The sequence below is a fragment of the Thermostichus sp. OS-CIW-30 genome (genome assembly GCF_054060215.1).
The window spans coordinates 15742-41263 of sequence record NZ_JBSSCZ010000024.1 but is presented as its reverse complement, the minus strand read 5'-3'; the positions used below and the strand labels follow the sequence as shown (position 1 = coordinate 41263).

Below are 25522 nucleotides of genomic sequence, written 5' to 3'. Positions count from 1 at the left end.
TCAGTCCCAGCGCAGACGATAACGGGCCAATCCCATGCAGACCAACATCCACAGCAGGGCAGCAGCAACAATGACATCGGCAAGATAGGTGGGAACGCCCAAGCTACGCCCCATGGTATCGGCTCCCACATAAACCCCGGCAATGAAAACTGCGGCCCCCACCACTCCCAAGGGATGCAGTTGGGCCAACAGGGCAACGACGATGCCGGTGTAGCCAAAGCCCGGGGATAAATCCAAGGTGAGATAGCCCTTGAGCCCGAGAAGTTCACAAGCTCCCGCCAAGCCTGCCAGCCCCCCTCCCAGCAGTGAGGTATACAAAATAACTCCCTGGACTGGGATGCCGAGGAACCTGGCCGCTTCTGGGTTGGCGCCTACGGCTCGCATTTCTAAGCCCCAAACGGTGAACTGCTCCAGCCCCCACACCCCCAGGGCAGCAAGCAGGGCGATGATTAAACCAGCGTGGAGACGACTGCGGGGGATCAGCCGCGGCAGAAGAGCACTCTCCGCCAGGGCACGACCTTGGGGCCAACCGAGAGCCAGAGGATCTTTGAGGGGGCCTTCCAGGAGATAGCTGATCCCAAGAAGAATGACAAAATTGAGCAGCAGGGTGGTCACCACTTCGTCCACCTGGAACTGAGTCTTGAGCCAGGCCGGGATCCACAGCAACAGCCCTCCGGCAATCCAGCCCGCCAGCAGCAGCACCAGCACCAACCACGGGCGCGGCAGCGAAAGCCCAGCGGTGCCCAAGAGGCTGGCAACCAGAGCCCCGCCATAAAACTGGCCTTCCGCACCGATGTTCCACAACTTGGCCCGAAAACACACCGCCACCGCCAATCCCGTCAGGATCAGGGGAATGGCCCGCGTCAAAGTTTCGCTCAGGGCAAAGGGGGATCCCACCGCTCCCCGCAGCAAAGCTCCATAGGCTGCCAAAACCGGGGATCCCGTCCACAGGATCAGCAGGCTACAGGAGAGGAAAGCCAGGACAATGGCTGCCATCGGCGCACTCAGGATCAGCCAAAGGGGCACAGTGGAACGAGGTTCAACACGCATCGGCCACCTCCTGCCCGGCCATACGCAACCCCAAGGCGGTCACCGTTGTGGTTTGGGTTGGGATTGCTGGGGAAAGCCGACCGCGATAGAGCACCGCCACTCGATCCGCTAAACTCAGCAATTCATCCAAGTCTTCAGAAATGAGCAGGATCCCGGCTCCAGCTCGGGCTGCTGCCAGCAGTTGGGCATGCACGTAAGCCACAGCCCCCAGATCCAGTCCCCGCGTTGGCTGGTGAGCCACAATTACCTGGGGATCCCGACACAGCTCCCGCGAGAGGATCACTTTTTGCATATTTCCGCCGGACAGCAGTTGCACCGGCATCTGGAGCGCCTGCCGCGGATCCCCCCTCTGGAGTCCCCGCACGTCGTAGGTCTGTAGCCAGGTGTGAGCCTGCTGATAGATTTGCCGGTGACGCAGGATCCCCCACCGCGAGAATTCGGGATCCCGATAGCGCTCGATCACCCAATTCTCCCACAGGCTAAGGGAACCGATCAGTCCGGTCTTGTGGCGGTCTTCCGGGATCCGGGCCATGCCTTGCCGCACCATCTCAGCAGGAGAGATCAGCCGCAGGACTCGGCCATGCAGATGGAGATGACCTTGGTGGGGCCGGATCACCCCACAGACCAGATCTGCCAGGACGGATTGCCCATTGCCCGCCACCCCAGCAATACCCACGATTTCGTGACGCCGCACCGTCAAAGAAACCTGCTCCAGATGCTGCTGCCCCACCCGACAGGAGACCTGCTGCAACTCTAAGACCGTCTCCCCCGGAGACAAAGGGGCTTTGACCACCGCCGCCAACCGCTGCCCCACCATCGCTTCCGCCAGAGCTGTGGGATGGATCTCAGCCGTCTTGCCCGCCATCACCACCCGCCCTGACCGCAGCACCATCACCCGGTCACTGGTGCGCATCACCTCCTGGAGCTTGTGGGAAATCAGCAGGATCCCCAGCCCGCGACCGGCCATCTGCCGTAGGGTGTGAAAAAACGGCTCAATTTCCGGTGGGGTCAACACCGCCGTAGGCTCATCCAAAATCAGGATCCGCGCCCCTCGATACAGCACCTTGAGGATCTCCACCCGCTGCCGCTCCCCTAAGGTTAGAGATCCCACCAGAGCATCGGGATCCACGGCCAACCCCAATTCCTCAGCCAGCTTTTGGATGCGCCGCCGTCCCTCTCGCCGCCGAGACCATAGGTGCCACAGGGGCTGAGTGCCCAGCAGAATGTTGTCCAGCACCGATAGATTATCGGCCAAGACCACATGCTGATGCACCATGCCTATCCCCGCCGCCAGGGCAGCCGCCGGGGATCCCAGCTTGAGGGGCCGACCAAACACCCACACCTGACCCTGATCGGGAACATAGTGCCCAAACAGGATATTCATCAGCGTCGTTTTGCCCGCCCCATTTTCCCCCAAGATGGCCAGAATCTCCCCGGCCCGCAGTTCGAGATCGATCTGGTCGTTGGCCAGCAGAGCACCAAAGCGCTTGGTGATGCCCACCACCTTCAAGGCCAAAGGCGCTTCAGAGGGTGGACTTGGGTTCGCTATCATCGATGGCTACAACAAAAGACCCTGCCAGAATCTCTGCCTGCCGCTGCATCACCTTAGCTTTCAGTTCAGCCGGAACCTTGTCGGCGAAGGTTCCCCAGTCGGAGAGGCTGGATCCCCCATATTTCATCATGCTGTAGATCCCGTAGTCCTCTGCCTTAAACTCTCCGGCCTTCACCGCGGCAATGGCTCTGTCGATGGTGGGTTCCATGTGCCACAGGGCGCTGACCACCACCGTTTCCGGGTAGTCCGGCTGGGTATCGATCACATTGCCGATGGCCAAAACGCCCCTCTCTTTGGCGGCATCAGATACCCCAAACCGCTCCGCGTAAAGGATATCTGCGCCGGCATCAATTTGGGCAAAAGCCGCCTCTTTGGCTTTGGGGGGATCAAACCAACTGCCGATAAAGGTGACCAAAAACTTCACCTCCGGCTGCAGTTCCCTCGCCCCTGCCATAAAAGCATTCATGAGGCGGTTCACCTCTGGAATGGGATAGCCCCCCACCATGCCGATGATTTTGGAGCGGGTCAGCCCCCCGGCCACCATTCCCGTCAAATAGGAAGGCTCGTGGATGTAGTTGTCAAACACGGCAAAATTGCTCAGGGCAGGATCCGGCTTGAGGCTGGATCCCATCAAAAAGCTGACCTTGGGATAGTCTTTGGCTACTTCCCGCGCTTCCCGCTCCACCCCGAAGACCTCACCCACCAGCAGTTGGACGCCGCTCTCGGCATACTGACGCAGCACCCGTGGGTAGTCGGTGTTGGAAACTGACTCCGACCAGGTGTAGTCAATATCCCCCCGCTTCTGGGCAGCCATCAACGCTTTATGGATCCGGCTCACCCACTGCTGCTCAATGGGAACCGTATAAACCCCGGCCACCTTCAGCTTGGTTCCTTGAGCCACCGCGGCATCGCGAACCAACCAGCGGCTCCCCATCAGGCCAGCCACAAAAGCCCCAGAACGCAGGCAGAAGTCCCGCCGGGAGAGTTCTAAACGTGCCATAGTCGCTTCTGTTGAGGTTACTTCGAGATCGGGTTACTGCTCGGCTTATCCTAAGGGGGAGATCCCTGAAAATATGTATCCTGAAATACAATTTTTTGAGAAGGAGCTTGTTTGTAATGGACAACGAAGTTTCGCTGACGGTTGGAATGGATGTAAGGGCCAAGTCCTCTCAAATCAGCTCTCGATAGATTATCCCTCTGACTACTTGGTTGATATCTTGCACAACCGGATGCTGTTGGGGACTACAGCCCTCTTTTATAAAGTGAGCAATAACCCAATCAACTGGTTTCCTAAATTCGGGCTTTGAGGTAATTTAAGACATCTTTATCTGATTTGGCCTATCATTCAGTCAACTGTAGTTGCTTCTTTCCATCCTAAGTTCAAACAAATAGCCACAACATATGGATCTCATTTTGCGCCGGGCCAACTTGCCGGATGGCCGCAAGGGAATCGATATCGGTATCCAGGGGGATCGCATTGTGGCTCTGGAAAACAACTTGCAAGCCACTGCCCCCCAAGAAATTGATGTCAGCAACCGCTTGGTGTCGCCCCCCTTTGTGGATGCCCACTTTCACCTGGATGCTGCCCTCACCTACGGGATCCCGCGTGTCAACCAATCGGGCACCTTGCTGGAAGGGATCGCCCTCTGGGGAGAGTTGAAGCCACTGCTAACTCCGGAGGCGGTCATCGAGCGGGCTCTAACCTACTGCGACTGGGCAGTGGCGCGCGGGATCCTGGCCATCCGCACCCATGTGGATGTGTGCGATCCCAACCTGTTGGCGGTGCGGGCGCTGCTGGAAGTCAAGCAAAAAGTGGCTCCCTACTTGGATTTGCAACTGGTGGCCTTTCCTCAGGATGGCTACTATCGCTCGCCAGGGGCGGTGCAGCTTCTGGAGAAGGCTCTGGATTTGGGGGTGGAGGTGGTGGGCGGGATCCCCCACTTCGAGCGGACGATGGCCGAGGGAGCAGCTTCGGTGCGGGCCCTGTGCGAGATTGCTGCGGCGCGCGGCCTGCGGGTGGATCTGCACTGCGACGAGACGGACGATCCGCTTTCGCGCCATGTGGAAACCTTGGCCTACGAAACGCTGCGGCTGGGCTTGCAGGGGCGGGTAGCCGGATCCCATCTAACTTCCATGCACTCGATGGACAACTACTACGTCAGCAAACTGATCCCCCTGATGGCCGAGGCAGAGCTGGGGGTGATCGCCAACCCGCTGGTCAATATGGTCATCCAAGGTCGCCACGACACCTACCCCAAGCGACGGGGGCTGACCCGGGTGCCCGAGCTGATGGCCGCAGGCTTGACGGTAGCCTTTGGCCAGGATTGCGTGATGGATCCCTGGTACCCTTTGGGCAGCGGCAACATGCTGGAGGTGGCCCACATGGCCATCCACGCCGCCCACCTGACAGGCTATGAGCAGATGCGCCAGTGTTTCTTGGCGGTTACGGAGAATCCGGCCCGCATTCTGGGGTTGGAAGGCTACGGCCTGGAACCCGGCTGCTACGCCGATCTGGTGGTGCTCCAGGCCGCCGATGCCGTCGAAGCCATTCGCCTGAAACCAGCTTGCCTGTATGTCTTCCGCCGGGGCCGGCTGATCGCCCAAACGCCGCCTGTGGTCGCGCAACTCCATTTGCCTGAGCGCCCCACCCAGGTGGAGTTCACCCGCCAGCTTTAGACGTTAACGACGCACGGTACCGCTGAAGCCGCTGGCCTTGAATTGCTCCAGGGTGAGGGGCAGGGGGCTGGTTATGGGCACCGAGATGCGAATTGAAAAAGGGCTCTCGCCGGGAGGAACTTCTGCAATGGCCCCCAGGCGGGTACGCTCCGGCAGAACCTCGTTGCCGTTGGCATCGTAAAGCCGACCGAAGACATCCGCGTTCAGCAGGGTATTTTTGGAGCGGTTGACCACTGTGCCTTCGACGAACAGGCACCTGGCCGGTATGGGGTTGCCGTTGCTGGTCACCAGGTTGGTGTATTCGGGGGTATCGGGACAGGGGGTGACGTGGAGATCCTTCAGTTGCAGGGGGATCGCCCCAAAGCCCATCAAGAGCACCGCCAATGCCACACAGCCAAAGCTCATGCAGACAAGACGCAGCTTTTGGGTTAGCCACTGCGCCGGCTTCCAAACTTGGCTCATCGTTTTTCCTCCAAGGCCCACCCTCTTTAGTCTAGGGGATCCCCGTCTCGTAGAACCTCTCCTCGGTTTGGATCCCATCCAGGCGCTGATCCCAAGGATCCTGAGGCAGGGGCTGCTCCAGCAAGCAGGCTTGGGGGAGGATGCCCCACTTGGGCACACTAGGATCCGGCAAAGCGGCCAAAAAGCGGTCGTAATAGCCGCCGCCGTAGCCCAAACGCCTTCCCCAACGATCGCAGGCCAGGGCGGGCACCAGGATCAAATCCGCCTCGGTGGGGTCGAGGGTTTTGCTGTGGGGAGAGGGCTCCAGTAGCCCCCGGCGATTGGGAATCAGCTCAGCCGAGCCGTACCGGTGCCACTGCATTTGCCGCTGCGGCAGACAACGGGGGATCCCCCACTGCTTCTCTGGAAAAAGGGCAAACAGGGATCCCAAGTCCACCTCGGAGCCGAAGGCCACATAGGCCAGGATGGTTTTGGCGGCCAAAAGTTGGGGGCAAGAGGCCAAATGAGCCACGATCTTCTGGCTGATAAGGGATCTGTCCAACCCCTGCCGCACCTGGCGAAAGTGCTGGCGCAGGCGAGCTTTTTCTAGGGCAGGATCTGCTGCCAGAGAACTGGGCCGCCAAGAAGAAGACAGTTCCGGGGAAGGGAGTTCCTGCACAAGCCCAATGCCGCTTGGATATTCGGTCTCTGCAAGATCTGAATCTACTGGATGGCCAGGAGCTCCACTTCAAAATCCAAGGTGGCATTGGGGGGGATCACCCCGCCTGCCCCGCGGCTGCCATAGGCCAACTCCGGCGGAATGCGCAAGTACCGCTTGCCCCCCACCCGCATGGTGGCCAGCCCTTCCTCCCAGCCACGGATCACCTGCCCTACTCCGTAGGTGAAGACAAAAGGCTGATTGCGCTTGTAGGAGCTATCGAAGATGGTGCCATCCTGTAGCTTGCCCACGTAGTTGACCACCACCGTTTGCCCCGGCTGAGGCGAAGGCCCACTGCCTTGAGTGATGTCGTAGTATTGCAATCCCGACTCGGTGGTGATGAAGTCCTTGGCTGGGGATTGTACGCTCACCACCGGATTGTCCTTGGCCCGCGACAGAGCCACGGCCGGCTGGCCGCCCCACACCCCGAGCCACAGCAAACACAGCACCAGCAGCAGCACCCGTTTCATCGTTGGCATCTCCCCACCGCCGACTTTTGGCTTTCCTTTAACAATCTTAGGGGATCCCGTCAGCCTTTCAGTTCGGCAAATTCGATAATCTGACCCTGGTGATCCCGCACCCAAAAGACGAAGGGCTTCTCGGAGCGAATGCTGTTGCGGATCCCTTGTTTGTTGATTCGCTTCAGAAGGGCCTTAAGGGACTCCCGCTCATAGCTGACATGGCGATAGCGAACGCCGCTGCTGCGGCCCGCTGCCGGTACAGTCCCGTAAGCAGAAGCAGATGAGGAGCTAGGCCTAGAGGCGTTGCCGTAGGAACCGGACCCCGCATAGGGATCTGTAGAGCCAGGGATCACGTGCAATTGAACATTGTCGGAGAGTTGGTACCAAAGTCCGGGGGTATCCAATTGGGTGGGCCCAGAGGTGGGACGGGCTTTGGCATCGAAGCGGGGACTGAGGCCAATATCCCCTGGAAAGTAAGCGGATCCTAGGCTGTAGCCGACCATGCTTTGCTCGTAGCCGTAGTAGTACTGCAGGGGCAGCTCCGCTTCCGGCAGTTTCAACACCTTCTCGTAAAACCCTCTGGCCTGCTCCAAGTCCGGCACGATGATGGTGTGGACGCGGGGAGCGCCGCTTAAGAATGTCCACATGGCCCCCCCATAGGCCGATAGCAGCAAAAACATCAGCCCCTTCGTGGAGAGCAAAACCTCCAGGGGGATTAGGGGCAGCATCAGTCCAGGTGGGATGACCATCGGCACTTGTCCCTTCGCGGGTGGCTCTATGTCCAGTATAGGATCCGGGGAGAATCCTGGCCTTGGCCCACGCTCGATGAAGCTTGCTCTGTTTGCCCCCAGCCCGCGCGCCCGCCGGTTGGCCAACTCTCTGATCCCGCTCTTGGGCAAGGAGGTGAGCTGCTGGAGCAAAGCTGACCCGCAGGGGCTGCCCTCCCCCTGGCAGGCTTACGGGGATCCCAAGGATCCCACAGCGCCAGGCTCCCTAGCAGAAGCCGTTGCCCAAGCCTGGCCCCAGGTGCAGGGCTGTCTCTTCATCTTGGCCGCAGGGTCGGTGGTGCGGCTCATTGCCCCCCTCTTGCAGGACAAGCAGCGGGATCCAGCGGTGGTGGTGGTGGACGAAGCCGGTCGCTGGGCTATTAGCCTGTGCGGGGGACATGTGGGGGGGGCCGATGCCCTGGCGCGGCAGGTGGCCGCTACCTTGGGAGCCCAGCCGGTTCTCACCTCTGCTTCCGAGGGGCTGGGGATCCCGCCTTTGGATTTGCTGGGGGATCCCTACGGCTGGCGGCGGGGCGCTGGAGATTGGAACGGGGTGGCAGCCGCCTTGACGCGGGGAGAGCCGGTGGCCGTTCACCAGACCTGCGGCACGCGGCTTTGGCGACAAGCTTGGCCGGCAGATCATCCCCTAGTGGCCTCCTCTCCTCCCCATCCCGTTGCCCAGATCTGGATTGGGGAATACCTCTCCCCTCCCACGGGGATCCCGACAGTGCACTGGCATCCGCGGGTGCTCTGGGTGGGGGTGGGCTGCGAGCGGGGCACTACCCGCGTTTGGCTAGAGGGATCCCTGCGCCGCCTGCTGCAGGCCCAGGGGCTGGCGTTCGAGGCCATTGCCGGCCTGGCCACCCTAGAGCTCAAGCAAGACGAGCCAGGTCTTCTGGAGCTGGCCCAAGCCTATGGCTGGCCCATTGAGTTTTTCTCGGCAGAGGCTTTGGCTGGGATCCCGGTTCCCCACCCTTCGGAGGCCGTTCGGCAGGCGGTGGGCACTCCCTCCGTAGCCGAGGCGGCTGCTCTTTTGGCGGCTCAGATCTGGGGAAGAGGTGACCGAGCTTTTGAGAGGCCCTCTTGCGTTGCGGAGGGGAAGGCAACTCTTCTCTGCCCCAAGCAGGTCTTCACGTCAGAAACCGAAGGGGCCTGCACCCTGGCCATTGCCCGCGCGGCGCAGGAGTATTCCCCTCGCAGCGGCCACCTCTGGCTCATCGGCACTGGTCCTGGGGATCTGGGTCAATTGACTTTGGCTGCCCGTATGGCTTTAACTCAGGCCGATGTGGTTGTTGGCTACCAGCTTTATCTGGATCTGGTGGATCCCCTTTTGCACCCCGGCCAAATCCGGGAGGCCTCTCCCATTACCCAAGAGCTGCAGCGAGCCGAACGGGCGATTGCTTGGGCGCAGCAGGGGCTGAAGGTGGCGGTGATTTCTTCGGGGGATGCCGGCATTTACGGCATGGCGGGCTTGGTGCTGGAGTGCTTGGTCCGCTCTGGCTGGGATGGGATCCGCCCTTCTCTGGAGGTGCTGCCGGGGATCTCTGCCTTCCAGGCGGCTGCTGCCCGGCTGGGGGCTCCGCTGATGCACGACTTCTGCGCCATTTCCCTCTCGGATCTGCTTACCCCCTGGCCAGTGATTGCAAAACGCCTGCAGGCGGCTGCAGCTGCCGATTTTGTGGTGGCCCTCTACAACCCCCGCTCGCGGCAGCGGCTGGATCCCTTCTTCAAGGCTCTACAGATCTTTCTGCAGGCCCGACCCGCCCATACCCCCGTGGCTTTGGCCCGCAACCTCTACCGCCCCGGCGAAACCCTCCACCTCACCACCCTAGGGGAGCTGGATCCAGAGCAGGTGGACATGCTCACCCTGGTCTTTATCGGCAACTCCCAGACCTTTCGCCATGGGGAGCGGCTGATTACCCCGCGGGGCTACCGCTTGGGCGAGCCCACCTGACTCCTGGGCTCCAGACTCAAAACACCCTCAGATGCCGGGGATCCAACTGCAGCCACCAGGGGGATCCCCAAGTCTCCACCTCGCGCCAGCGCTCCCGCCACACCTCAGCTTGCAGGTGATAGTCCTGGCGGTGGGCAGGAGGGCTGCCCAGCTTAAAGAAGAGGGTCAGCCGGTGGGGGGTCTCGCTCCACTTCACCAGCCAAGCGGGAAACGTGTTGGGCAGCTTCCCGTCGGGCCGGAAGGTGAGGTGGTGGGCGCGGATGGCGATGTATTCTCCCGCTGGGGATCCCTGTACCTGCAGCTCACAGCCCCAATCCAAGGCCAGCACCCGTTGAGGGCCCAGGAGCTTGGCCCGCGAGATGTTTTTGCAACCCGTCAGTTGCGCCACACTAAGGCAGGGGGGAGCCTCAAATAGCTGACGCTTGTCCCCCTGGGCAATGATTCGCCCCTGCTCCATTACAGCCAGATCCCCGCAGAGGCGGAAGGCTTCCTCGATGTTGTGGGTTACCAAAAGCGTGACTCCCTTGTAGCCCGCTAGGATTTCCCCCATCTCCTGCTCCAGTTGGCTGCGCAGGTGGGCATCCAAAGCAGAAAAAGGCTCATCCAGCAGCAAGATCTCCGGCTCAGAAGCCAAGGCTCGCGCCAGGGCCACCCGCTGCTGCTGTCCTCCGGAGAGCTCCGTGGGATAGCGGTTTTCCCAGCCCTTCAGCTTGACCAACCGCAGCTGGGCCTGGATCCGCTCTTGTTTTTCCGCTTCGCTCAAGCCCGCAGGGATCCCAAAAGCGATGTTCTGGGCGACGGTGAGGTGGGGAAACAGAGCGTAGTTCTGGAAGATCACCCCCACCCGCCGCTGAGCCGGAGGCAGCCGGATCCCCTGTTCGGCGTCAAACAACGCCCGCTCGTTGAGCAAAATGCGCCCACCATCCGGGGTTTCGATCCCGGCAATGCAGCGCAAAAGTAGGCTTTTGCCGGATCCAGAGGCCCCCAGCAAGCCCAGGGGTCGCCCGTCGCAGCTCAGTTGCGCCTGCAGCTCAAATTGGGGCAGCTTCTTGTCAATGTCTACCCAGAGGCGAGGGGCCGGAGTTGAGAAATCCGGATCCCTTCTGGCCAGAACCCGCAGGGGGCGAGGGGGAAGCTGCTGCAGAGGCTGTCGCTGAAACCAAAGGTTAACTGCCGTCATCACCCCCAAGGACAACCCCAAGACCAGGGCCGAGCTGATGGCCGCCCCCCGCATATCCCCCGCCTGAACGGCAAAGAAGATGGCCATGGACAGGGTTTGCGTGCGGCCTGGGATGTTGCCTGCCAGCATCAAGGTGGCGCCAAACTCCCCCAGAGCGCGAGCAAAACTGAGGGTAACCCCCGCTAGGATCCCCGGCAAGGCCAGTGGGATCAGCACCCGCGTAAAAATCTTGGCCCTACTTGCTCCCAGGGTGCGGGCTGCCGCCACCAGCGTCGGGTCGATCTGCTGGAAAGCTCCCAGGGCCGTGCGGTACATCAGGGGCAGGGCCACCACCGCTGCCGTGATCACCCCGGCATACCAGGTGAAGATGACCGACAAGTTCAGCGAGGCCAAAAGTTGTCCCAGAAGGGTTCGCCGGCCAAACAGCAGCAGCAACAGGAAGCCCACCATGGTGGGCGGCAACACCAGCGGCGCCAACAAGAGGGCCTCGATGAGAGAGCGCCAGCGACCTCGGTAGTGCAACATCCCGTAAGCCGCCAGCGTCCCCACCCCAAAGGTGATGCCCGTGGCCAAGCCGGCAATCCGTAGGGAGATCCAAAGCGGGGATAGGTCGTAGTCGCTCATTTGGAGTAACTCATCCGCGCCATTGCAGAGGGATCCCTCACAGGCGGATAAAGCCGTACTTCACAAACACCTCTGCCGCTTCCCCTGAGGTCAAAAACTCCAAGTAAGACCGTCCGGCGGGAGTATCGCGCACCAAGGCCACCGGGTAGATAATTGGCGTAATGGGATCCGCCGTAGCCACTACTCGCACCCGATTTGAAAGCTGAGCATCCGAGGTAAACAGGATCCCAGCGTCGGCATTGCCCTGTTCTACCGCCGTTAAGATTTCCCGCACCGTGCTGGCAAACACCATCTTGGGCCGCAGCGTCTCAAACACCCCTGCTTGGGTGAGAATTTCCTGGGCGTAGCGTCCGGCAGGCATGGCCTGCAAATCTCCAATCGACAAAACCCGGATCTCCTCCGCCACCAGGTCGGCAAAATCCTGAACCTTGGTTCTGGCATTGGCAGGCACAATTAAAGCCATGCGGTTGCTGAGAAGATCTCGCCGGGATCCCTCCACCAGCAGGTTTTGCTTGGCAAGGGCGTCCATAAAAGAGGCGGCTGCGAAAAATACCACGTCCAGAGGCGCCCCCTGCTCCACCTGTTGCTGGAGAAAGCCGGAATTGGCAAAGTTGTACTCAACCTTGATGTCGGGGTGGTTGGCAGCGAACAGCCGGTCGATTTCCATTAAAGCCGGTTGCAGGCTCACCGCAGCCCCCACCAAAATGGGCTGAGATTGTGCCAAGCCAGGAGCCAGCCCCCACCTCAAAGCCAGGGCGGCCAGGATCCCTAGGAATAACATTGCAGTTCTTCGTTTCATAGCCATTTTTCTTTGACCCGTGACAACTCTCAGAACAGGAAAATCCGCCAATGGTTCGGTGCTTTTGACTGTCGGAATTGGGTTGTAATTTGTATCTGTAGATACACACCTAGACTATCGGCAGCCATTCCTCCCCAGAGGCAACGATAAGCATCTGATAGTATTGAAACCAATGTTGAATGGCCATCTGCCGAGATCCCTTCTTGTTCAGTTTGGTCAACACCCCTGTTGCTTTAAGTGTTCAACAAAGGAGAAATCATGCAAATCAGCACTCGCAACTTGTTTAAAGGAACTGTAAAAAGTGTCCAGGTAGGCATGGTCAATGCCGAAATTATTCTGGAAGTTGCACCGGGTATAGAAATAACAGCCATTATTTCTAAGCACTCTGCCGAACGGTTGGGCATAGCAGTTGGAAAAGAAGCGTATGCTGCCATTAAAGCCTCAGATGTGGTCATCGCCGTGGATTAGTGGTGGATTAGCAAATTGAGTGACTGGCCTAGACTTGCTGTTGCCTGGGATCCAAATACAGGGCTTTGATAAGGCGCTGGCGATCGTTTAGGCTGATCTGAAGCCGCCCATTCTCTACATCCCGCACCCAGCTCTGGCTGCGCCCCAGCCTCTGGGCCAATTCCCGCTGGCTGATTCCCTTTTGCTGGCGTGCCGCCGAGATATCCGCTCCACGCAAAGCTTTGCTTGAGGGGAAGTCTTTTGGGTTTTCGGGAGGGCCAGGGAGATCCGAGTCTGTTGCAACAGGCGCAGACTTTGCCCTACGCTGCCGCCGAGATCCCGATTCTCGGGTTGGGGATCTGGCTTCTTGAACTACTCGACGATGCCAGTCGGAGGGCAGATGAAATCGTTGAATGCGAGCCTGCATCAAGAGTCCCCACTTGCCCCGCGGCCCGGCAGCCGTCAGCAAGCCACCGTTGTTGGCATCTTCAATCCAAAAGTTCAATGCCTCGTCCGCATCCTCGGGCACAGCTTCCAGGCGAGCCCACAGGGGTTGAATGGAAGAAGGATAGGTGAGGGGATCGAACTCCGGCTTGAGGCCATAGTGGTTGAGAACCTCCAGATCGCTTTCAAAGGTGCGCACCAGCCGTTTGCGTTCTTGGAGATTGAGATAAGCTTCCTGCAGTCGCTCTTCCCCGTAGGCCACTCGCATCAGGGTGGGCACCGTCAGACGCTGTTGCCGCCCCATCCTCACTTTGAACAACAGCCACAGCAGCAGGCGCATGGCTCCTTCATGGTGTTGCCAATGGCTCATCACGGCCTGCAGCAGGGATAGGGGCAGGCTGCTGTACTGATAAAAGGCTTGCCCCTGGCGGCACCCTTGTCGATTGAGAAAGTACCGTGTCCATTCGCCGGGCTGAATCGCCCAAGTCAGGCCCACCAGATGGTTGCAGCCCTGCTCATCTTTTTGAAAGTGGCGATGCATCTTGAGCAGCCTCCACAGAGGGCCAGCCGGTACCGAAAACCCCTTCACCCGCCCCTGATCCGGCCAATCGATGGAGACTTGAATCCGACAGAGCTGCTCTATCCAGGTCATGAACAGGTGGAGACGGGTCATCTTGCTCAGATCTTTACGTTTATCCCAGCCCAAATAGGACTCCAATTGTGAGTCGGTGAAAACAAAGGATTCCTTCCAGGGGCTATCCAACCCGGCGGCATAGGCAGCAAAAATAAGATGCAAACAGGCAGTTCGCACATCGATCGGAGCACTTTGTGGGATCCCGTCCAAACATAGAGTTAGGGTCAGAGATCCCTGGTTGTGGCCAACAGATTTCTGATAGCAAACCTGGTTATCTCCCTGCTTTTGCAGATTGAGAGATTGAAATTGAGATAGGAAATTGCAAGCTTCCCAGACCACAATTGACGAAGCAAAAGCCTGGCTATGGCCGTTCAAAAATAGAGGTGGACTGCTGCGAATGCGGGCCGTGACCGTGCGGTTGCGCCCCTTCATGGCTTCATAAGGCTGCGGGGCAGAACCGGGACACAGGCTAACGCACTGAGGTTCTGGGAAGAAACCTTCGCAGTCATTGCACAACAGAGGATTAATCCAGTATTCCCCATCCTGGACAACGATAGCTTTTGTAGGACAGCTATCTACGCAAGCGTGGCAACCGATACAATCCCCTGAGATTTGATAAGCCATAGCCCTCGAACTCCATAGCGTTTCCCTGTAGCTCTCCTTTGTTCACGCCTGCTATCGCATCTGCAAAACCCTAAACCCGGCCATGGAGACCTTCCTCGCAAAGCCGTGGCAGCCCGGCGAGAGACCTTAGTTTAAGGTCTGTTTCCTAAGCTCAATTCGTGAACTGGATTGAACGATACCTCAAAAGATCCCCGGCAGGCCAGGGAGATTTGGTCTAGGGTGAACCTTCTGGAAAGCTTTGTTTTCTCTTAACTTCTAATGTTTGCAGTGAACTTTTGAGATGGCTTTGCAGGCTACTCCTCCCCCCTTGAGAGCCTTTTAGGGATCCGAACTGCAACAAGTGTCAGGCGAAACGCTCAATAACCAAGCCGACACAAGGTCGTCCGCCCACCCAATACGTCGATTCATCGGCAAGGTTGTGGCTTGGCTCTAGATGCCAACCCAAGGGATTGGGTTCTAGCTCCAGCGCCCGCACGATTTCTTCTGGGCTGAGCCCTGTGCAGAGTTGAATGTGTTGCAACTTGGGAAATGGCTTTTCCACAAGGCTAAGCTCTTCAGCAGCTTTAAGGATGGAGCCCAGGTGCAACAAACAGGTGTTCATGGCTTTGCTCCCAAATCAAGATAGGTTATGAAGAGATGAGCTTCCCTTACTTTGAGTGTCCCTCATTACAGGTTAAAAATTGGGTAAATAGACTACATTTTAGAAGGCTCTTGGCAAATTTAAGATTGTTTTCTTATTCGGTTCTTGGGTAGACATCAAGGCGCAACGGGGATCCATGTAAACCCAGATGGGTTTAGCTAAATGAGCAGGAAGGGAAAGTTGGCCACTGGGTAGGAGTAGGATCCACTCAGGGTGACGTTGGATAACCTGGAGATAGGTACCTGGAGTGAGACCCATTTGCTGCAATTGGGCGCAAGCAGCTTCGGATCCGCGCAGTTGGTAGATGCGACCTTCTTCTCCAACCTTCATGAGTTGGAGAGGAGATATGGTTATTGAGATCTTAGGAACCGTGGACGGGGCCAACATACAGGGATCCCTAATCTTAGAAGAGGCCATTTGAGCCTTGCCCGAGTCCATTTGCGAGCAGCTTGGAAGCAGCGATCTATCAAACCAAGTAAGCTTCCTGGTGGGTACGAATTGTACAACTGGAGCGAGGTCTGGCCACACAGAGCAGCACAAATCCTTTGGCTATTTGCTCCTCATCCAGAAAGGTTTGCTCCGATTGATCGACTTCTCCTTCTACCACTTTGGCCACGCAAGAGGAACAACTACCGGAGCGGCAGGAAGAGGGCAAATCCACATCTTGATCCTCAGCCGCTTCTAGGATGGTCGAATCTTCATCTACTGAGATATAGGTGTCGAGCCGTCGTTTTGGGTTAACCAAGTGAACTGTGTAGGTAGCCATGATGAGATCTCCAGAGAGTTGACGAGGGGTAAACAAGGGAGCTTAGGCAGGGATCCCAGGGCTGCATTCGCCCCGCTCTCCCGAAGAGCTGCAGCCGGCACAGCCGCCAACGGGATCCGGACAACCATAGTCTTGAAAGACTCGGAAGAGCTTCTCCTGCTGCGGGGTAGAAGTGAGAAAGGTTTGATACGCTTTTTCCAGCGCTTGCCGAGCTTGCTCCAATCGCTCTTCTTCGCTGCCCTGGAAACACTCCAGAGGGCCTAGATACTGAGCGAATTTGCGTAAGATATGCAGGCGATTCACGTTGACCACCCGCGGATCGTAGGGGAGCTCGAAAAAAGCGAAATAATCCTCGGCATTGACTAGGGCTTGGAAGTCTTTCCAACGGCGGTTGTGGTTCCAACTCATCGGCAGGTCTCCAGGGTTTTCAAGCGTTGTCTGAGGGTGTGCAGCCGGGCAAACAGGGCATAGGTGCGGGCTGCCAAGTCGGGGAGTCGCTCGAACCCGTCGGGTAGCCCCTCGGCCAGATCGTGCAGATCCATTTTCAGTTGGCCTGCTTTGCTGTTTAGGCGCTTGATCTCGCTGCGGAGCTGGTCGGCAGACAGGTGTTCGAAGGGCTCGAAAGCCAGGTCGTTCACAACATTTTCAACATCCCTCTCATTCAACATGGGCAAGGCACTCCTGATGGCTAAAGAAATTGCTGCACAGACAAAAGGGGAGGCAGGCGGCTACAGCCGGCCCACCTCGGGGTAGGTTCGGGCCAGTTGGATCCCTTTGTCGATAAGGGCAGTAGCTTTTTCAGTGAGCTGTTCGAGAGACTCGAAACCGAAGCGATGGGCGTCTCGCAGGGTGTTGACCACCAACAACAACCGCCCTGAGAAGACCAGCACCCAACCAAAACCTTCACTGTTGAGATCCAGCACCACCTGAGCTAGGAGGCCCGTTTCCTTTTCAATCAGGGCGGCAATGGCGCGGTAGTAGATGAGAATGCGGCTCCGCACTGCCGGATCCACCTCCCCTTCCAGGGATATTTGGCGCTTCTGGGCTTTGGTGACGACAAAGGGCTTGAGCAGCAACTCATCCCTCCAGGTGCGGTAGGTGCCGTAGGGATCCGCCGCCCGCATCTGGCGAACGATCTCCTGCAGGATGGGGCTGGTCGAGGGGGAAAGAGGGGTAACCGTCATGGCTAAACCTCCGCAGGGGAAGTAGAGGGATTTGGGGCTTCGGCTTTGCGGGCGCGCTCGGCCAAGAGCACTTTGCGCAGCCAGGGGGGAGGATTGTGCAGGGTGGTTACCAGGCGCTGCAACAAGCTCTCGATGGATTCTTCTTCCGACTGCACTTTAATGGGGGTGATGCGGCGGTTGATCAGGCGGGCGGCGGCACTGCTGCCAATGGCAGCCACGTAGATGAGGGTGACATCGGCCAAAGCCTGCAGCTTGGGCACCAGCTTGTCCTCGTTGCCATCTGCCTCCAAGTTGCCCCCAAAGGTGAGGGTCTTACAAAATCGGTAGCCTTCGGGGGTGACTTCGTAGAGGTCGATCTGGTTGGCCCAGCCAAAGTGGGCATTGACGTGCTTGCCGTCGCGGGTTGTAAAGGCCACTTGCATAGGCGTTCTCCTTAGAAACGTGAACTTGAGGGTTTGGGGGAGCTAGGGGCACTTGGGCTGCCCTTCGAAGCTCTGGATCCCTTAGAATCCATGCCCAGAAACCTGGGGTGGGCTGGGGTGACGGGCTTCCTCCTGCTCCATCAGCAGGTTGCCGACAGCAAACAGTTGGGATAGGGTGCCGCGATAGCCCACCTGACAGATGTGGTTGGCCCCCAGCCGGTCGAAGATAGGGATCCCCATTCGATGCACCGGGATCCCCAGCCGCTTGCCCAGGCGCGCCACGTGGGAGTTGCCCACCAGCAGGTCGGCCCCGGGTGCTAGCTCCTCCAGATCCCCCAGATCTCCCACCCGCACTGCCTCAATGGGAAGGGTGGTCAAGTGGGGATCCGGTGTGGGGCTGATGGCCGCCTGGATCTGACAGCCCATATCCAGCAGCCAGTCCACCCACCCCCAGAGCAGATCGGCTTCCAGGGCCAGGGCAATCCGCTGGTTGCCGAAGAAAAAGTGGCAGTCCAGGAGGGCATCCTGGACTTGGCTGCGCTGGCGGCGGTAGCGCAGGGGCACCGGCTGTTGGCTGTAGTCGGCCAAGGTTGCCAAAAAGGGATCCACAGCCTTGAGGCCGGTTAGGTGGGGAAAAGCCCGATAGGGGGTGCCGAAACGCTGGGCCAGGAGCTGGGCGACAGGGCGCATGCTCTCCCCAATGGCCAAGGTGAGGCCGGATCGCCCCAGCTGCCGCAGTTGCTCGAGGCTGGTGCCGCCGTCCGGGGTTGCCCTAAAGCCAGTGCCCAAGTGGCCATCTAGGGAGCCTGAGAGATCCGGCACCAAGATTGGCTCCAGGCCAAAAGCTTCCACCATTTCCTTGATCTCCTGGGCATCGGCGGGGGTGAGGGCAGGCCCGCACAGCACCGTTACCTGAGCAGGGTGGACGGATCCCGACGGCGGCTCTGGCAAGGTGCTGACCAAGCTGTGGACAGCGATGGCATAGCCGTCCTGCAGGGATCCCTTAAAGTCAGGCGTGGAGGCCAAGACGATGGGCAGATCCTGCAATTGCGGCTGGCGTCGGCGCAGCTCCCGCAGGATGCGCGGCATATCGTCGCCGCGGGTTTCCGTGAGGCCGGTGGTCAGAAGACCAATCAGCTCCGGCTGGGCCTTCTCCACCAAGGTGAGGATGGCAGCTTCGACATTCTCCTCCCCCCCCAAGATGGTGTCCACTTCGGACATGGCAGTGGTGGACATGGGAATGGCCTCGCGGAAATGGCGTACCAGCAGCGCTTTGGCAAAGGCCGTGCAGCCCTGGGAACCGTGGAAGAGCGGCAGACAGCCCTTGATCCCCAGAAAGGCCAGGGCCGCTCCCAGCGGAGCGCTGAGTTTGAGGGGGTTGACGCTGAGAGGCTTGCGTTCTTGGATGAGCTGGGCCATCATCCCACCTCCTCTTCGGCTGGAGTCTCCCAGGGGGCAGGCCGTCGCAACTGCTCCCAGATGGGGCTGTGGAGGGCGGCATCGATCTCCCGCGCCAAGTTCACCAGGCCGCGATAGCCGGCATAAGCGTGGTGCCGCTCCTGGTTGATGTCCAGAAAGGGGATGCGGGCCTTGAGGGCGGTGTACTGGTTGCGTCCGCCGGCGATGAGCAAGTCCGCTTTCGTGCGCCTCACCACTTGGAGCAGCTCTTGAGGGCTGCCCTTGTCCAAGAGAATGCCATCCTGGCCGAGCAGCTCGCGGATGCGGGCTTTGTCTTCTTCGGTGCTTTTGCGGGTGCTGGTGGCCGTTACCTGCATCCCCAGATCTCGAGCGGCGGAGATGATCGACCAACTTTTCACGCCGCCGGTATAAAGGACAACTCGTTTGCCCGCCAGCCGCTGCCGGTAGGGGGCCAAAGCCGCCTCGGTGGCGCGAGTTTCTCGCTCGATGAGGGCCTCGGTACGCTCCTGCAGTTGCGGATCCTTCAGCCCTTGGGCAATGGCCCTTAGGCAGTGGTTCATCTCCTGCAGCCCGTAAAAGGAAGCCTCGATGTAGGGGATCCCATAGCGCTCCTGCATCTTGCGGCCCACATTGAGCAGGGCTTTGGCGCAGATGAGGACGTTCAGCTTGGCCCGGTGGGCGGTACAGATCTCGCGGTAGCGGCCATCGCCGGTGATCTTGGCCAAGATGCGGATCCCCAGCTCGTCAAACAGAGGCAAGACATCCCACAGCTCGCCGGCAATGTTGTACTCGCCGATGAGGTTAATGTCGCGGGGAGTGGTGTACTCCGGGGAGGCGGTGCCGATCACATAGTCCAGCAGGGCTTCTCCGGCCAGACGGTTGCCTAGGTTTTTGCTGCCCACAAAGCCGGGCGCATTCACCGGAATGACCGGGATCCCAAGCTGGCGGCTGGCCCGCTGACACACGGCCTCCACATCGTCGCCAATGAGGGCAGTTACACAAGTGAGATAGACAAAAATGGCGGCAGGTCGGTATTTGGCCTGTAAGTTGCAGATGGCCTGGAACAGCTTCTCCTCCCCCCCGAAGATGATCTCGTTCTCGCTCAGATCGGTGGTGAAGCCCACCCGATAAAGCTGGGGGCCAGAAGAGAGGCTGCCCCGCGTCCCCCAAGAGTTGCCGCTGCAGGCGATTGGCCCATGTACTAGATGGGCGGCATCGGCGATCGGCACCAGGGCAATCGAAGCCCCGTCAAAGGCACAGCCTCCCTGCGCTCCTCCTGGCTTGGCTTGCTCGGCACAGACTTTGTTTTTGCCTTTGCCGTCTTTCTTGTGGTTGTGCTCGCAGGCGGTCTCGTTGAGCAGCTCCGCCACTTTAGTCCGGCTGATCATGGGCATGATGGGATCTCCTGAGAAGAGGGGGGCTGGGGTTGAGCCGCAGCTTCGGCCAGATAAGCCGCCGCCCGTAGCCGCAGGGCGATGATCTCCTCGTAGAGGGGGTTGATGCGACAGAGGGCCGGAATGTGGACGGTGCGGGATCCCAGCCGAATATCCCGCTCAAAGGGGCAGGAAGCCGGGATCAAACGGCAAATCCAACGGGCCTGCCGGGATCCCCGAATTTCAATGCTGTTGAGCCAGCGGCGCGGCCACTTCAGGGCGGATCTGAAAATTGAGTTCAAAACCAGGCCGAGCCATCCCAAAGGGTTGCCGACTCTGGGAAAGGGAAGAGAAGGGTAGGGATAAGTCATGGCTTAAACCTCCGAATGGGTAGAATTGGTAACAAGAGGAGGGGGAGCACACCATTCAAAAATCTGCTCCAGTTGCTCCAAGGAAATCAGCCCGTAATGCCAAAGAATCATGGGCAAAGGGCCCTGTTCACACCCATGCCGTTTCAGGGCGAAGGTGAGGGCGGATTCCGGGATCCCAAGCTCAACTTGCAAAAACTGCAGCAGCGGCGCCCGATCGGGGGTAAGCATGGCAGAGTCTCCCAAAACGAGGGGTGGGCGTAGATGGGCAAGCTAGGATGGGGACAAGCCCAAAACCAAGCTGTCGGCAGCCAGAAAGTGGGCCAGGTGAAAGGCCCGTTCTTCCGTCCGCAGCAAAATCTGCTCGTAGAGGTGACGGGTGGCGCGATCCCCAACACTTTCCGCCAGAGCCGCCTGGCGACGCAGCAGATCGATTAGGCTTTGCTCGGCCCGCAAATCCGCTTCCAGCATGGGCCGCACAGCCAACGCATCGTCCCCTTCTGGGCTGAAGCAGCACAGCTCCGCCAGCTTGGCAAAGCTGGAGGCCGGGATCCCACCCAGGCCGTTCAGGCGCTCCCCCACCTCATGGGCGTGGTTCTGAACTTCCTGTAGACTTTCGTTGAAAAATTGATGAATTGAGTAGAACTCTGCTCCTTCGACAACCAGATGGTGCTTCAGATACTGCAAATACAGCCCCTGAAGACTGGCCCAAGCCAGGTTGAGGCCCTCGCAGATGGGAACCGTGATCTCCCGTCCCAGGTGAACGGGGTTGTCTCGGACTTGTTGGAAGGAGCGAGTTGAGGGGGATGGAGTGGTCATTGGCGCTACCAAAACGAGGTGAACAGGAGAAGCAAGAAGGCAAACGGCAGAGGTTCAGGGGTGGTCATCCCCTCCTGCAGATCTCTCAGGGGGATCCCAGGTCTGGAGAGACCAGCAGCGATCCAACCAATTCAGCCAGCCAGAGCGGTTGAGGGTGAAAAGGCGGAGCACACTGTGGACGAGGAGGGCTTCGGTGGGGGTGCGAATCATCACCCACAGTTGGCCGGTCGGGGTACAGCCACAGGTCAAATCCAGCTCCTGCAGACGGTAGAGAATCCGCCAGCGATCGCAACGGGGCACCTGCAGCACTTCAGCCGTTTTCGGTGGGGGAGAAACAAGGGGGGACATAAGCTCACCGGTTGGGAAGCAGGGGGCGAGTCTCAACAGAGGGGCAGAACCGTTGGGGTTCTGTTCCCCCGCTTATATCCCCCGCTTATAGCAAGCGGCTGCAGGGGCTCAGGCTTGGCAGCGGGCGATCAGGACTGATTGAGTTATTGCTGATGTACTCAAGCCCTGGAAGCTTGGCCCAGAGCGCAAAAAAAGTTTTTCTGGGGATAGGGGGTTGAGTCTTTTGCCTGCAGGGATCCGGTATTTTTGGGGAAGGGTATGGGTATTTGAGCGAGTACATCCCCCCTGTCACAACAAGAAAGTCCGACGGCCTGCCGCCGCAATAGTCTTCACTTCCTTGGCGAGGACTTTGCCCCAGGGGGATCTTTCCTCAAACTCAAACGGCTATTTTCAATACACTTTTGGGCTGATACGATATTAAATCGTAGCAATTGATGCAAAACGCAGCCGAGGCTGCGGCGCTTGAGTGCATCTGAGCAGATTTTTAGTATTTCTTAAGCATTGCCCCAAGCCCTTGTCGAATCAGGGATTCCGGGGATCCTCCCCACAGCCGGATCCCCCGCCCCTTTGGGTCAAAATACGGCATCCCCGGCCTTGAAAAACCAGACCCTTGACCCCTAAAAAAAGTTGGATTTGGCCTGCCATTAGGCTTTGCAGGTCTTGAGTACAAAGCCAATAAACTCGATCAGTTCTACCGGGCTGAGTGCAACGGAGCGGGCAGAGGGCGGTTGATATAACCGCCAGTAACGTTCTATCCCCTGGTTGACCCCACTATGCCGCCCCTTTCAACTCCGCCCCGCCAGGGATCCCCCTTCCCATCGGCCTGCGCTTGCAGCAGCAGCCCCCGCCAGGCTCTCCCCCCTCATCTGCAGCAACGCATCGCCACCCATCCCTGCTACAGCGAAGCAGCTCACCATCACTACGCCCGCATGCACGTGGCGGTAGCCCCCGCCTGCAACATCCAGTGCAACTACTGCAACCGCAAGTTCGACTGTGCCAACGAGAGCCGGCCCGGTGTGGTCAGCGAGCTGCTTACCCCGGCGGAAGCCGCCCACAAAGTGCTGGTGATTGCCGGCAAGATCCCGCAACTGACGGTGGTGGGCATTGCTGGGCCTGGGGATCCCTTGGCCAACCCCAAGCAAACCTTCGAAACCTTTGCCCGCATCGCCGAGAAAGCCCCGGATCTCAAGCTCTGCCTTTCCACCAACGGCCTGATGTTGCCGGACTACATCGACGAGATCAAACGGCTGAACATCGACCACGTCACCCTGACCATCAACATGGTGGATCCAGAGATCGGAGCCAAGATCTACCCCTGGATCCGCTGGCGGCGCAAGCGCATTCGAGGGGTGGAGGCAGCCCGCATCCTGCACGAACGGCAGATGGAAAGCCTGGATCTGCTGCGGGAGGCAGACATCCTCTGCAAAGTCAACTCCGTTCTCATTCCCGGCATCAACGACACCCACCTCTTGGAAGTGAACCGGGTGATCCAGGAGAAAGGGGCTTTCTTGCACAACATCATGCCCCTGATCTCGGCGCCCGAACACGGCACCTACTTCGGCCTTATCGGCCAGCGGGGCCCCACCCCTCAGGAGTTGAAAGCCCTGCAAGATCGGTGCTCCGGCAACATGCGGATGATGCGCCACTGTCGCCAGTGTCGGGCGGACGCGGTGGGCCTTCTGGGGGAAGACCGCAGCCAAGAGTTCACCAAGGAGCGCTTTATGCAGATGACCCCCGAGTACGACCCCGAAAAACGCCGCCAGGTCCAGGCAAGCATTGCCCAACTGCAAGCTCAGCAGCAGGCAGCCCCGACCCACTGGACAGCCGACCTGCCTCCCGACAGCCCCTCCATCCTGGTGGCCGTGGCCAGCAAAGGCGGTGGCTTGGTCAATCGCCACTTCGGCCATGCGCGGGAGTTTTTGATCTACGAGGTCAACGCCCGTGGGGCGCAGTTTGTCGGCCACCGCAAGATCCCGCAGTACTGCCACGGGGGATCCGGCGAGGACAACAACCTAGAGCAAATTCTGGATCTCATCCGGGATTGCCGAGCTGTATTGGTCTCCAAGATTGGCGATTGCCCCATGAAGCGTATTCGCGAGGCCGGCATCGAAGTGGTGGAAGACTACGACCTCATTGAAACGGTGGCCCTCAAGTTTTACCGCACCTGGTTGGTCAACCAGGCCCTGGACAGCAAATCTTCCCGATCTTGAGACCTCATCTTTTGGAGACGCGGCCATGGCTACTGTAACTGCTCTCACCAAAGGCGGACTGCCCTGGATCCCACAGTTTATCGAAAGCCTGGATATCACCCGCTGCCTCGGCTGTAGCCGTTGCCTCAAAGTCTGTGGCCGTGGTGTGTTTGCCCTCAGAGCCCTCAACGAAGACGGCGAGTTTGTCGACAACGAAGAGGAAGAGGAAAGCGAGCGTAAGGTGATGACCATCCTCAACGCTGCCCTCTGCATCGGCTGTCAGGCTTGCGCCCGCATTTGCCCAAAGCAGTGCCATTCCCACGCTCCGCAAGCCGTTTAACTTTGCCCAACCCCTATCTTGTACCGGAGCCTGTATGAACCCTGTGATCTACCTGGACAACAACGCCACCACCGCCGTGGATCCCCTGGTTCTGGAGGCGATGCTGCCCTATTTGCAGACCTTCTACGGCAACCCCTCCTCGATGCACAGTTTTGGCGGCCAGGTGGGGCGTGCCCTTAACCAAGCCCGCGAACAGGTGGCAGCCCTTCTGGGAGCCGACCCGACGGAGATCGTCTTCACCAGTGGCGGCACCGAAGGCAACACCACGGCCATTTATGCAGCCTTGGCAGCCCAACCCCAGAAGCGCCACATCATCACCACGCAGGTAGAGCACGCCTCGGTGCTCAACGTCTGCAAGCACCTGGAAAAACAAGGCTACCGCGTCACCTACCTCTCGGTGGATGAGCAAGGCTGCCTGGACTTGCTGGAGTTGGAAGCAGCCCTGACCGGCGATACTGCCCTGGTGAGCTGCATGGCCGCCAACAACGAGACGGGCGTGCTTTTCCCCATCGAGGCGGTGGGATCCCTGGCTCGCAGCTATGGGGCTGTTGTCCATGTGGACGCAGTACAGGCGGTGGGCAAGATCCCTCTCGATCTGCAGCGCCTGCCGGTGGATCTCCTCACCCTTTCCGGGCACAAGCTGCATGCCCCCAAGGGGATCGGCGCTCTCTATGTGCGGCGGGGCTTGCGCTTCCGTCCGTTGCTGCTGGGAGGGCATCAGGAGCGAGGCCGCCGCGCCGGGACGGAAAATGTGCCGGGCATCATCGCTCTGGGCAAAGCGGCTGAGCTGGCCCAAGCCCACCTCGGGGATCCCCATGAGCGGCTGCTGCGGGATCGCCTGGAGCAGGGCTTGCTGCAGCGGATCCCGGATGTCCAGGTTAACGGCCACCCCACTCAGCGGCTGCCCAACACCACCAACCTGGGCTTCAAGTTCGTGGAAGGGGAGGCGATCCTCTTCTGGCTGAACAAATACGGCATCTGCGCCTCCTCCGGCTCCGCCTGCACCTCGGGATCCCTGGAACCCTCCCATGTGCTGCGGGCCATGCGCCTGCCCTACACCGTTTTGCACGGCTCAATCCGCTTCAGCCTCTCCCGCTTTACCCAGCCGGCAGAGGTGGAGCGGGTGCTGGAGGTTTTGCCGGGGATCATCGAGCATTTGCGGGCCATCTCCCCCTTCAGCCACGAGGCGGAAGACTGGCTGCAACAGCAGGAGCGGGAACTGGCTCACCGCTGACCGCCCGGCTCAAACTCATCTTCGCTCGACCGTTAGCATCCTCAACTCA

The 25522-nt window shown here is 59.4% G+C and carries 29 protein-coding genes; 6 read left to right on the top strand and 23 right to left on the bottom strand.

Annotated elements, in window-relative coordinates:
* Genes ACVWZF_RS10830 through ACVWZF_RS10820 form a run of 3 tightly spaced genes read right to left on the bottom strand, consistent with a single transcriptional unit; the run spans position 1 to position 3602 of the window.
* Positions 1 to 1050 carry an ABC transporter permease gene (locus tag ACVWZF_RS10830; protein ID WP_011432053.1) on the bottom strand — a complete coding sequence of 350 codons (1050 nt, stop codon included), beginning with the start codon at positions 1048 to 1050 and terminating at the stop codon, positions 1 to 3.
* The gene (locus ACVWZF_RS10825) at positions 1040 to 2602 is read right to left on the bottom strand and encodes an ABC transporter ATP-binding protein (RefSeq protein WP_457411424.1); all 1563 of its coding nucleotides are present in this window, start codon (positions 2600 to 2602) and stop codon (positions 1040 to 1042) included. Before ACVWZF_RS10825 ends, ACVWZF_RS10830 begins: the two co-directional genes overlap by 11 nt.
* On the bottom strand, positions 2574 to 3602 hold the full coding sequence (locus ACVWZF_RS10820; RefSeq protein ID WP_099812061.1) for a BMP family protein: 1029 nt from the start codon (positions 3600 to 3602) through the stop codon (positions 2574 to 2576). Before ACVWZF_RS10820 ends, ACVWZF_RS10825 begins: the two co-directional genes overlap by 29 nt.
* Before the next feature lie 401 nt (positions 3603 to 4003).
* Between ACVWZF_RS10820 and ACVWZF_RS10815 the strand changes: the two genes are divergently transcribed.
* Positions 4004 to 5278 (top strand): amidohydrolase family protein, encoded by a 1275-nt coding sequence (locus tag ACVWZF_RS10815; protein WP_457411423.1) that lies wholly within the window; start codon positions 4004 to 4006, stop codon positions 5276 to 5278.
* Between the two features lie 3 nt (positions 5279 to 5281).
* Here the strand turns inward: ACVWZF_RS10815 and ACVWZF_RS10810 are convergent, their stop codons facing one another.
* The 4 genes from ACVWZF_RS10810 to ACVWZF_RS10795 are packed head-to-tail and all read right to left on the bottom strand — an operon-like array spanning position 5282 to position 7647.
* Positions 5282 to 5740, bottom strand: a complete 459-nt coding sequence (locus ACVWZF_RS10810; protein ID WP_414332474.1) for an FxLYD domain-containing protein — start codon at positions 5738 to 5740, stop codon at positions 5282 to 5284.
* Between the two features lie 31 nt (positions 5741 to 5771).
* Positions 5772 to 6398 carry a 5-formyltetrahydrofolate cyclo-ligase gene (locus ACVWZF_RS10805; protein ID WP_457411422.1) on the bottom strand — a complete coding sequence of 209 codons (627 nt, stop codon included), beginning with the start codon at positions 6396 to 6398 and terminating at the stop codon, positions 5772 to 5774.
* A 44-nt stretch (positions 6399 to 6442) separates the two neighbouring features.
* Complete coding sequence (locus ACVWZF_RS10800) at positions 6443 to 6907, bottom strand: FKBP-type peptidyl-prolyl cis-trans isomerase (RefSeq protein ID WP_414407059.1); 465 nt, start codon at positions 6905 to 6907, stop codon at positions 6443 to 6445.
* A gap of 59 nt (positions 6908 to 6966) precedes the next feature.
* Positions 6967 to 7647 carry a VOC family protein gene (locus ACVWZF_RS10795; protein ID WP_011432060.1) on the bottom strand — a complete coding sequence of 227 codons (681 nt, stop codon included), beginning with the start codon at positions 7645 to 7647 and terminating at the stop codon, positions 6967 to 6969.
* A gap of 76 nt (positions 7648 to 7723) precedes the next feature.
* Between ACVWZF_RS10795 and cobJ the strand changes: the two genes are divergently transcribed.
* Complete coding sequence (gene cobJ / locus ACVWZF_RS10790; RefSeq protein WP_457394922.1) at positions 7724 to 9619, top strand: precorrin-3B C(17)-methyltransferase; 1896 nt, start codon at positions 7724 to 7726, stop codon at positions 9617 to 9619.
* Positions 9620 to 9635: 16 nt separating this feature from the next.
* On the opposite strand, the gene modB is transcribed toward cobJ, so the two are convergent.
* Together modB and modA are read right to left on the bottom strand one after the other, a co-directional pair.
* Positions 9636 to 11423, bottom strand: a complete 1788-nt coding sequence (gene modB, locus ACVWZF_RS10785; protein ID WP_457394920.1) for a molybdate ABC transporter permease subunit — start codon at positions 11421 to 11423, stop codon at positions 9636 to 9638.
* Between the two features lie 37 nt (positions 11424 to 11460).
* On the bottom strand, positions 11461 to 12222 hold the full coding sequence (gene modA, locus ACVWZF_RS10780; RefSeq protein WP_457411420.1) for a molybdate ABC transporter substrate-binding protein: 762 nt from the start codon (positions 12220 to 12222) through the stop codon (positions 11461 to 11463).
* Positions 12223 to 12480: 258 nt separating this feature from the next.
* Between modA and ACVWZF_RS10775 the strand changes: the two genes are divergently transcribed.
* Entirely contained in the window at positions 12481 to 12690 is a 210-nt protein-coding gene (locus ACVWZF_RS10775; RefSeq protein WP_414355661.1) for a TOBE domain-containing protein, read from the top strand.
* Positions 12691 to 12718: 28 nt separating this feature from the next.
* On the opposite strand, the gene ACVWZF_RS10770 is transcribed toward ACVWZF_RS10775, so the two are convergent.
* The 14 genes from ACVWZF_RS10770 to ACVWZF_RS10705 form a co-directional block, all read right to left on the bottom strand.
* Positions 12719 to 14371 (bottom strand): helix-turn-helix domain-containing protein, encoded by a 1653-nt coding sequence (locus tag ACVWZF_RS10770; protein WP_414419367.1) that lies wholly within the window; start codon positions 14369 to 14371, stop codon positions 12719 to 12721.
* 343 nt (positions 14372 to 14714) lie between these two features.
* On the bottom strand, positions 14715 to 14972 hold the full coding sequence (locus ACVWZF_RS10765) for a hypothetical protein (protein WP_011432066.1): 258 nt from the start codon (positions 14970 to 14972) through the stop codon (positions 14715 to 14717).
* Between the two features lie 99 nt (positions 14973 to 15071).
* A complete protein-coding gene (locus tag ACVWZF_RS10760; RefSeq protein ID WP_238376962.1) occupies positions 15072 to 15341 on the bottom strand; it encodes a ferrous iron transport protein A in 270 nt (89 codons plus the stop codon).
* Positions 15342 to 15477: 136 nt separating this feature from the next.
* Positions 15478 to 15777: a 2Fe-2S iron-sulfur cluster-binding protein gene (locus ACVWZF_RS10755; protein WP_414342063.1), complete on the bottom strand. Its 300-nt coding sequence runs from the start codon at positions 15775 to 15777 to the stop codon at positions 15478 to 15480.
* A 42-nt stretch (positions 15778 to 15819) separates the two neighbouring features.
* Positions 15820 to 16185 carry a nitrogenase-stabilizing/protective protein NifW gene (gene nifW / locus ACVWZF_RS10750; RefSeq protein ID WP_414419366.1) on the bottom strand — a complete coding sequence of 122 codons (366 nt, stop codon included), beginning with the start codon at positions 16183 to 16185 and terminating at the stop codon, positions 15820 to 15822.
* Positions 16182 to 16445, bottom strand: coding sequence for a CCE_0567 family metalloprotein (locus ACVWZF_RS10745; protein ID WP_099813097.1), 264 nt, complete (start codon positions 16443 to 16445; stop codon positions 16182 to 16184). The genes nifW and ACVWZF_RS10745 overlap by 4 nt, the downstream gene beginning before the upstream one ends.
* A gap of 60 nt (positions 16446 to 16505) precedes the next feature.
* Positions 16506 to 16961 (bottom strand): NifX-associated nitrogen fixation protein, encoded by a 456-nt coding sequence (locus tag ACVWZF_RS10740; RefSeq protein WP_414390674.1) that lies wholly within the window; start codon positions 16959 to 16961, stop codon positions 16506 to 16508.
* A gap of 2 nt (positions 16962 to 16963) precedes the next feature.
* Complete coding sequence (gene nifX / locus ACVWZF_RS10735) at positions 16964 to 17383, bottom strand: nitrogen fixation protein NifX (RefSeq protein WP_414342057.1); 420 nt, start codon at positions 17381 to 17383, stop codon at positions 16964 to 16966.
* An 81-nt stretch (positions 17384 to 17464) separates the two neighbouring features.
* Entirely contained in the window at positions 17465 to 18802 is a 1338-nt protein-coding gene (gene nifN, locus ACVWZF_RS10730; protein WP_457411418.1) for a nitrogenase iron-molybdenum cofactor biosynthesis protein NifN, read from the bottom strand.
* Positions 18802 to 20196: a nitrogenase iron-molybdenum cofactor biosynthesis protein NifE gene (gene nifE, locus ACVWZF_RS10725; RefSeq protein WP_457411417.1), complete on the bottom strand. Its 1395-nt coding sequence runs from the start codon at positions 20194 to 20196 to the stop codon at positions 18802 to 18804. Before nifE ends, nifN begins: the two co-directional genes overlap by 1 nt.
* A complete protein-coding gene (locus tag ACVWZF_RS10720) occupies positions 20187 to 20546 on the bottom strand; it encodes a Mo-dependent nitrogenase C-terminal domain-containing protein (RefSeq protein WP_011430660.1) in 360 nt (119 codons plus the stop codon). The genes nifE and ACVWZF_RS10720 overlap by 10 nt, the downstream gene beginning before the upstream one ends.
* A 3-nt stretch (positions 20547 to 20549) precedes the next feature.
* Positions 20550 to 20774 (bottom strand): DUF2949 domain-containing protein, encoded by a 225-nt coding sequence (locus tag ACVWZF_RS10715; protein WP_011430659.1) that lies wholly within the window; start codon positions 20772 to 20774, stop codon positions 20550 to 20552.
* 42 nt (positions 20775 to 20816) lie between these two features.
* The gene (locus ACVWZF_RS10710) at positions 20817 to 21362 is read right to left on the bottom strand and encodes a ferritin-like domain-containing protein (protein ID WP_011432075.1); all 546 of its coding nucleotides are present in this window, start codon (positions 21360 to 21362) and stop codon (positions 20817 to 20819) included.
* Positions 21363 to 21416: 54 nt separating this feature from the next.
* On the bottom strand, positions 21417 to 21710 hold the full coding sequence (locus ACVWZF_RS10705; protein WP_041436135.1) for an Asr1405/Asl0597 family protein: 294 nt from the start codon (positions 21708 to 21710) through the stop codon (positions 21417 to 21419).
* A gap of 773 nt (positions 21711 to 22483) precedes the next feature.
* On the opposite strand from ACVWZF_RS10705, the gene nifB reads away from it, so the two are divergent.
* The 3 genes from nifB to nifS are packed head-to-tail and all read left to right on the top strand — an operon-like array spanning position 22484 to position 25473.
* Positions 22484 to 23920 carry a nitrogenase cofactor biosynthesis protein NifB gene (nifB, locus tag ACVWZF_RS10700; RefSeq protein ID WP_011432078.1) on the top strand — a complete coding sequence of 479 codons (1437 nt, stop codon included), beginning with the start codon at positions 22484 to 22486 and terminating at the stop codon, positions 23918 to 23920.
* 25 nt (positions 23921 to 23945) lie between these two features.
* A complete protein-coding gene (gene fdxB / locus ACVWZF_RS10695) occupies positions 23946 to 24239 on the top strand; it encodes a ferredoxin III, nif-specific (protein WP_414332069.1) in 294 nt (97 codons plus the stop codon).
* 34 nt (positions 24240 to 24273) lie between these two features.
* Positions 24274 to 25473: a cysteine desulfurase NifS gene (gene nifS / locus ACVWZF_RS10690; RefSeq protein ID WP_414332070.1), complete on the top strand. Its 1200-nt coding sequence runs from the start codon at positions 24274 to 24276 to the stop codon at positions 25471 to 25473.
* Positions 25474 to 25522: the final 49 nt, after the last annotated feature.

Excerpts from the sequence above, each read along its gene's own strand:
- ACVWZF_RS10745 (WP_099813097.1), bottom strand. The coding sequence starts at position 16,445 with ATGTTGAATGAGAGGGATGTTGAAAATGTTGTGAACGACCTGGCTTTC.
- ACVWZF_RS10720 (WP_011430660.1), bottom strand. The coding sequence starts at position 20,546 with ATGACTTATCCCTACCCTTCTCTTCCCTTTCCCAGAGTCGGCAACCCT.
- ACVWZF_RS10760 (WP_238376962.1), bottom strand. The coding sequence starts at position 15,341 with ATGAAGGTTGGAGAAGAAGGTCGCATCTACCAACTGCGCGGATCCGAA.
- nifN (WP_457411418.1), bottom strand. The coding sequence starts at position 18,802 with ATGGCCCAGCTCATCCAAGAACGCAAGCCTCTCAGCGTCAACCCCCTC.
- ACVWZF_RS10755 (WP_414342063.1), bottom strand. The coding sequence starts at position 15,777 with ATGGCTACCTACACAGTTCACTTGGTTAACCCAAAACGACGGCTCGAC.
- nifW (WP_414419366.1), bottom strand. The coding sequence starts at position 16,185 with ATGAGTTGGAACCACAACCGCCGTTGGAAAGACTTCCAAGCCCTAGTC.
- nifS (WP_414332070.1), top strand. The coding sequence starts at position 24,274 with ATGAACCCTGTGATCTACCTGGACAACAACGCCACCACCGCCGTGGAT.
- ACVWZF_RS10820 (WP_099812061.1), bottom strand. The coding sequence starts at position 3,602 with ATGGCACGTTTAGAACTCTCCCGGCGGGACTTCTGCCTGCGTTCTGGG.
- ACVWZF_RS10775 (WP_414355661.1), top strand. The coding sequence starts at position 12,481 with ATGCAAATCAGCACTCGCAACTTGTTTAAAGGAACTGTAAAAAGTGTC.
- nifE (WP_457411417.1), bottom strand. The coding sequence starts at position 20,196 with ATGCCCATGATCAGCCGGACTAAAGTGGCGGAGCTGCTCAACGAGACC.
- cobJ (WP_457394922.1), top strand. The coding sequence starts at position 7,724 with ATGAAGCTTGCTCTGTTTGCCCCCAGCCCGCGCGCCCGCCGGTTGGCC.
- ACVWZF_RS10715 (WP_011430659.1), bottom strand. The coding sequence starts at position 20,774 with ATGCTTACCCCCGATCGGGCGCCGCTGCTGCAGTTTTTGCAAGTTGAG.
- ACVWZF_RS10810 (WP_414332474.1), bottom strand. The coding sequence starts at position 5,740 with ATGAGCCAAGTTTGGAAGCCGGCGCAGTGGCTAACCCAAAAGCTGCGT.
- ACVWZF_RS10825 (WP_457411424.1), bottom strand. The coding sequence starts at position 2,602 with ATGATAGCGAACCCAAGTCCACCCTCTGAAGCGCCTTTGGCCTTGAAG.
- modA (WP_457411420.1), bottom strand. The coding sequence starts at position 12,222 with ATGAAACGAAGAACTGCAATGTTATTCCTAGGGATCCTGGCCGCCCTG.
- ACVWZF_RS10830 (WP_011432053.1), bottom strand. The coding sequence starts at position 1,050 with ATGCGTGTTGAACCTCGTTCCACTGTGCCCCTTTGGCTGATCCTGAGT.
- fdxB (WP_414332069.1), top strand. The coding sequence starts at position 23,946 with ATGGCTACTGTAACTGCTCTCACCAAAGGCGGACTGCCCTGGATCCCA.
- ACVWZF_RS10815 (WP_457411423.1), top strand. The coding sequence starts at position 4,004 with ATGGATCTCATTTTGCGCCGGGCCAACTTGCCGGATGGCCGCAAGGGA.
- ACVWZF_RS10765 (WP_011432066.1), bottom strand. The coding sequence starts at position 14,972 with ATGAACACCTGTTTGTTGCACCTGGGCTCCATCCTTAAAGCTGCTGAA.
- ACVWZF_RS10800 (WP_414407059.1), bottom strand. The coding sequence starts at position 6,907 with ATGAAACGGGTGCTGCTGCTGGTGCTGTGTTTGCTGTGGCTCGGGGTG.
- ACVWZF_RS10740 (WP_414390674.1), bottom strand. The coding sequence starts at position 16,961 with ATGACGGTTACCCCTCTTTCCCCCTCGACCAGCCCCATCCTGCAGGAG.
- ACVWZF_RS10795 (WP_011432060.1), bottom strand. The coding sequence starts at position 7,647 with ATGGTCATCCCACCTGGACTGATGCTGCCCCTAATCCCCCTGGAGGTT.
- ACVWZF_RS10770 (WP_414419367.1), bottom strand. The coding sequence starts at position 14,371 with ATGGCTTATCAAATCTCAGGGGATTGTATCGGTTGCCACGCTTGCGTA.
- nifB (WP_011432078.1), top strand. The coding sequence starts at position 22,484 with ATGCCGCCCCTTTCAACTCCGCCCCGCCAGGGATCCCCCTTCCCATCG.
- ACVWZF_RS10710 (WP_011432075.1), bottom strand. The coding sequence starts at position 21,362 with ATGACCACTCCATCCCCCTCAACTCGCTCCTTCCAACAAGTCCGAGAC.
- modB (WP_457394920.1), bottom strand. The coding sequence starts at position 11,423 with ATGAGCGACTACGACCTATCCCCGCTTTGGATCTCCCTACGGATTGCC.
- ACVWZF_RS10705 (WP_041436135.1), bottom strand. The coding sequence starts at position 21,710 with ATGTCCCCCCTTGTTTCTCCCCCACCGAAAACGGCTGAAGTGCTGCAG.
- nifX (WP_414342057.1), bottom strand. The coding sequence starts at position 17,383 with ATGCAAGTGGCCTTTACAACCCGCGACGGCAAGCACGTCAATGCCCAC.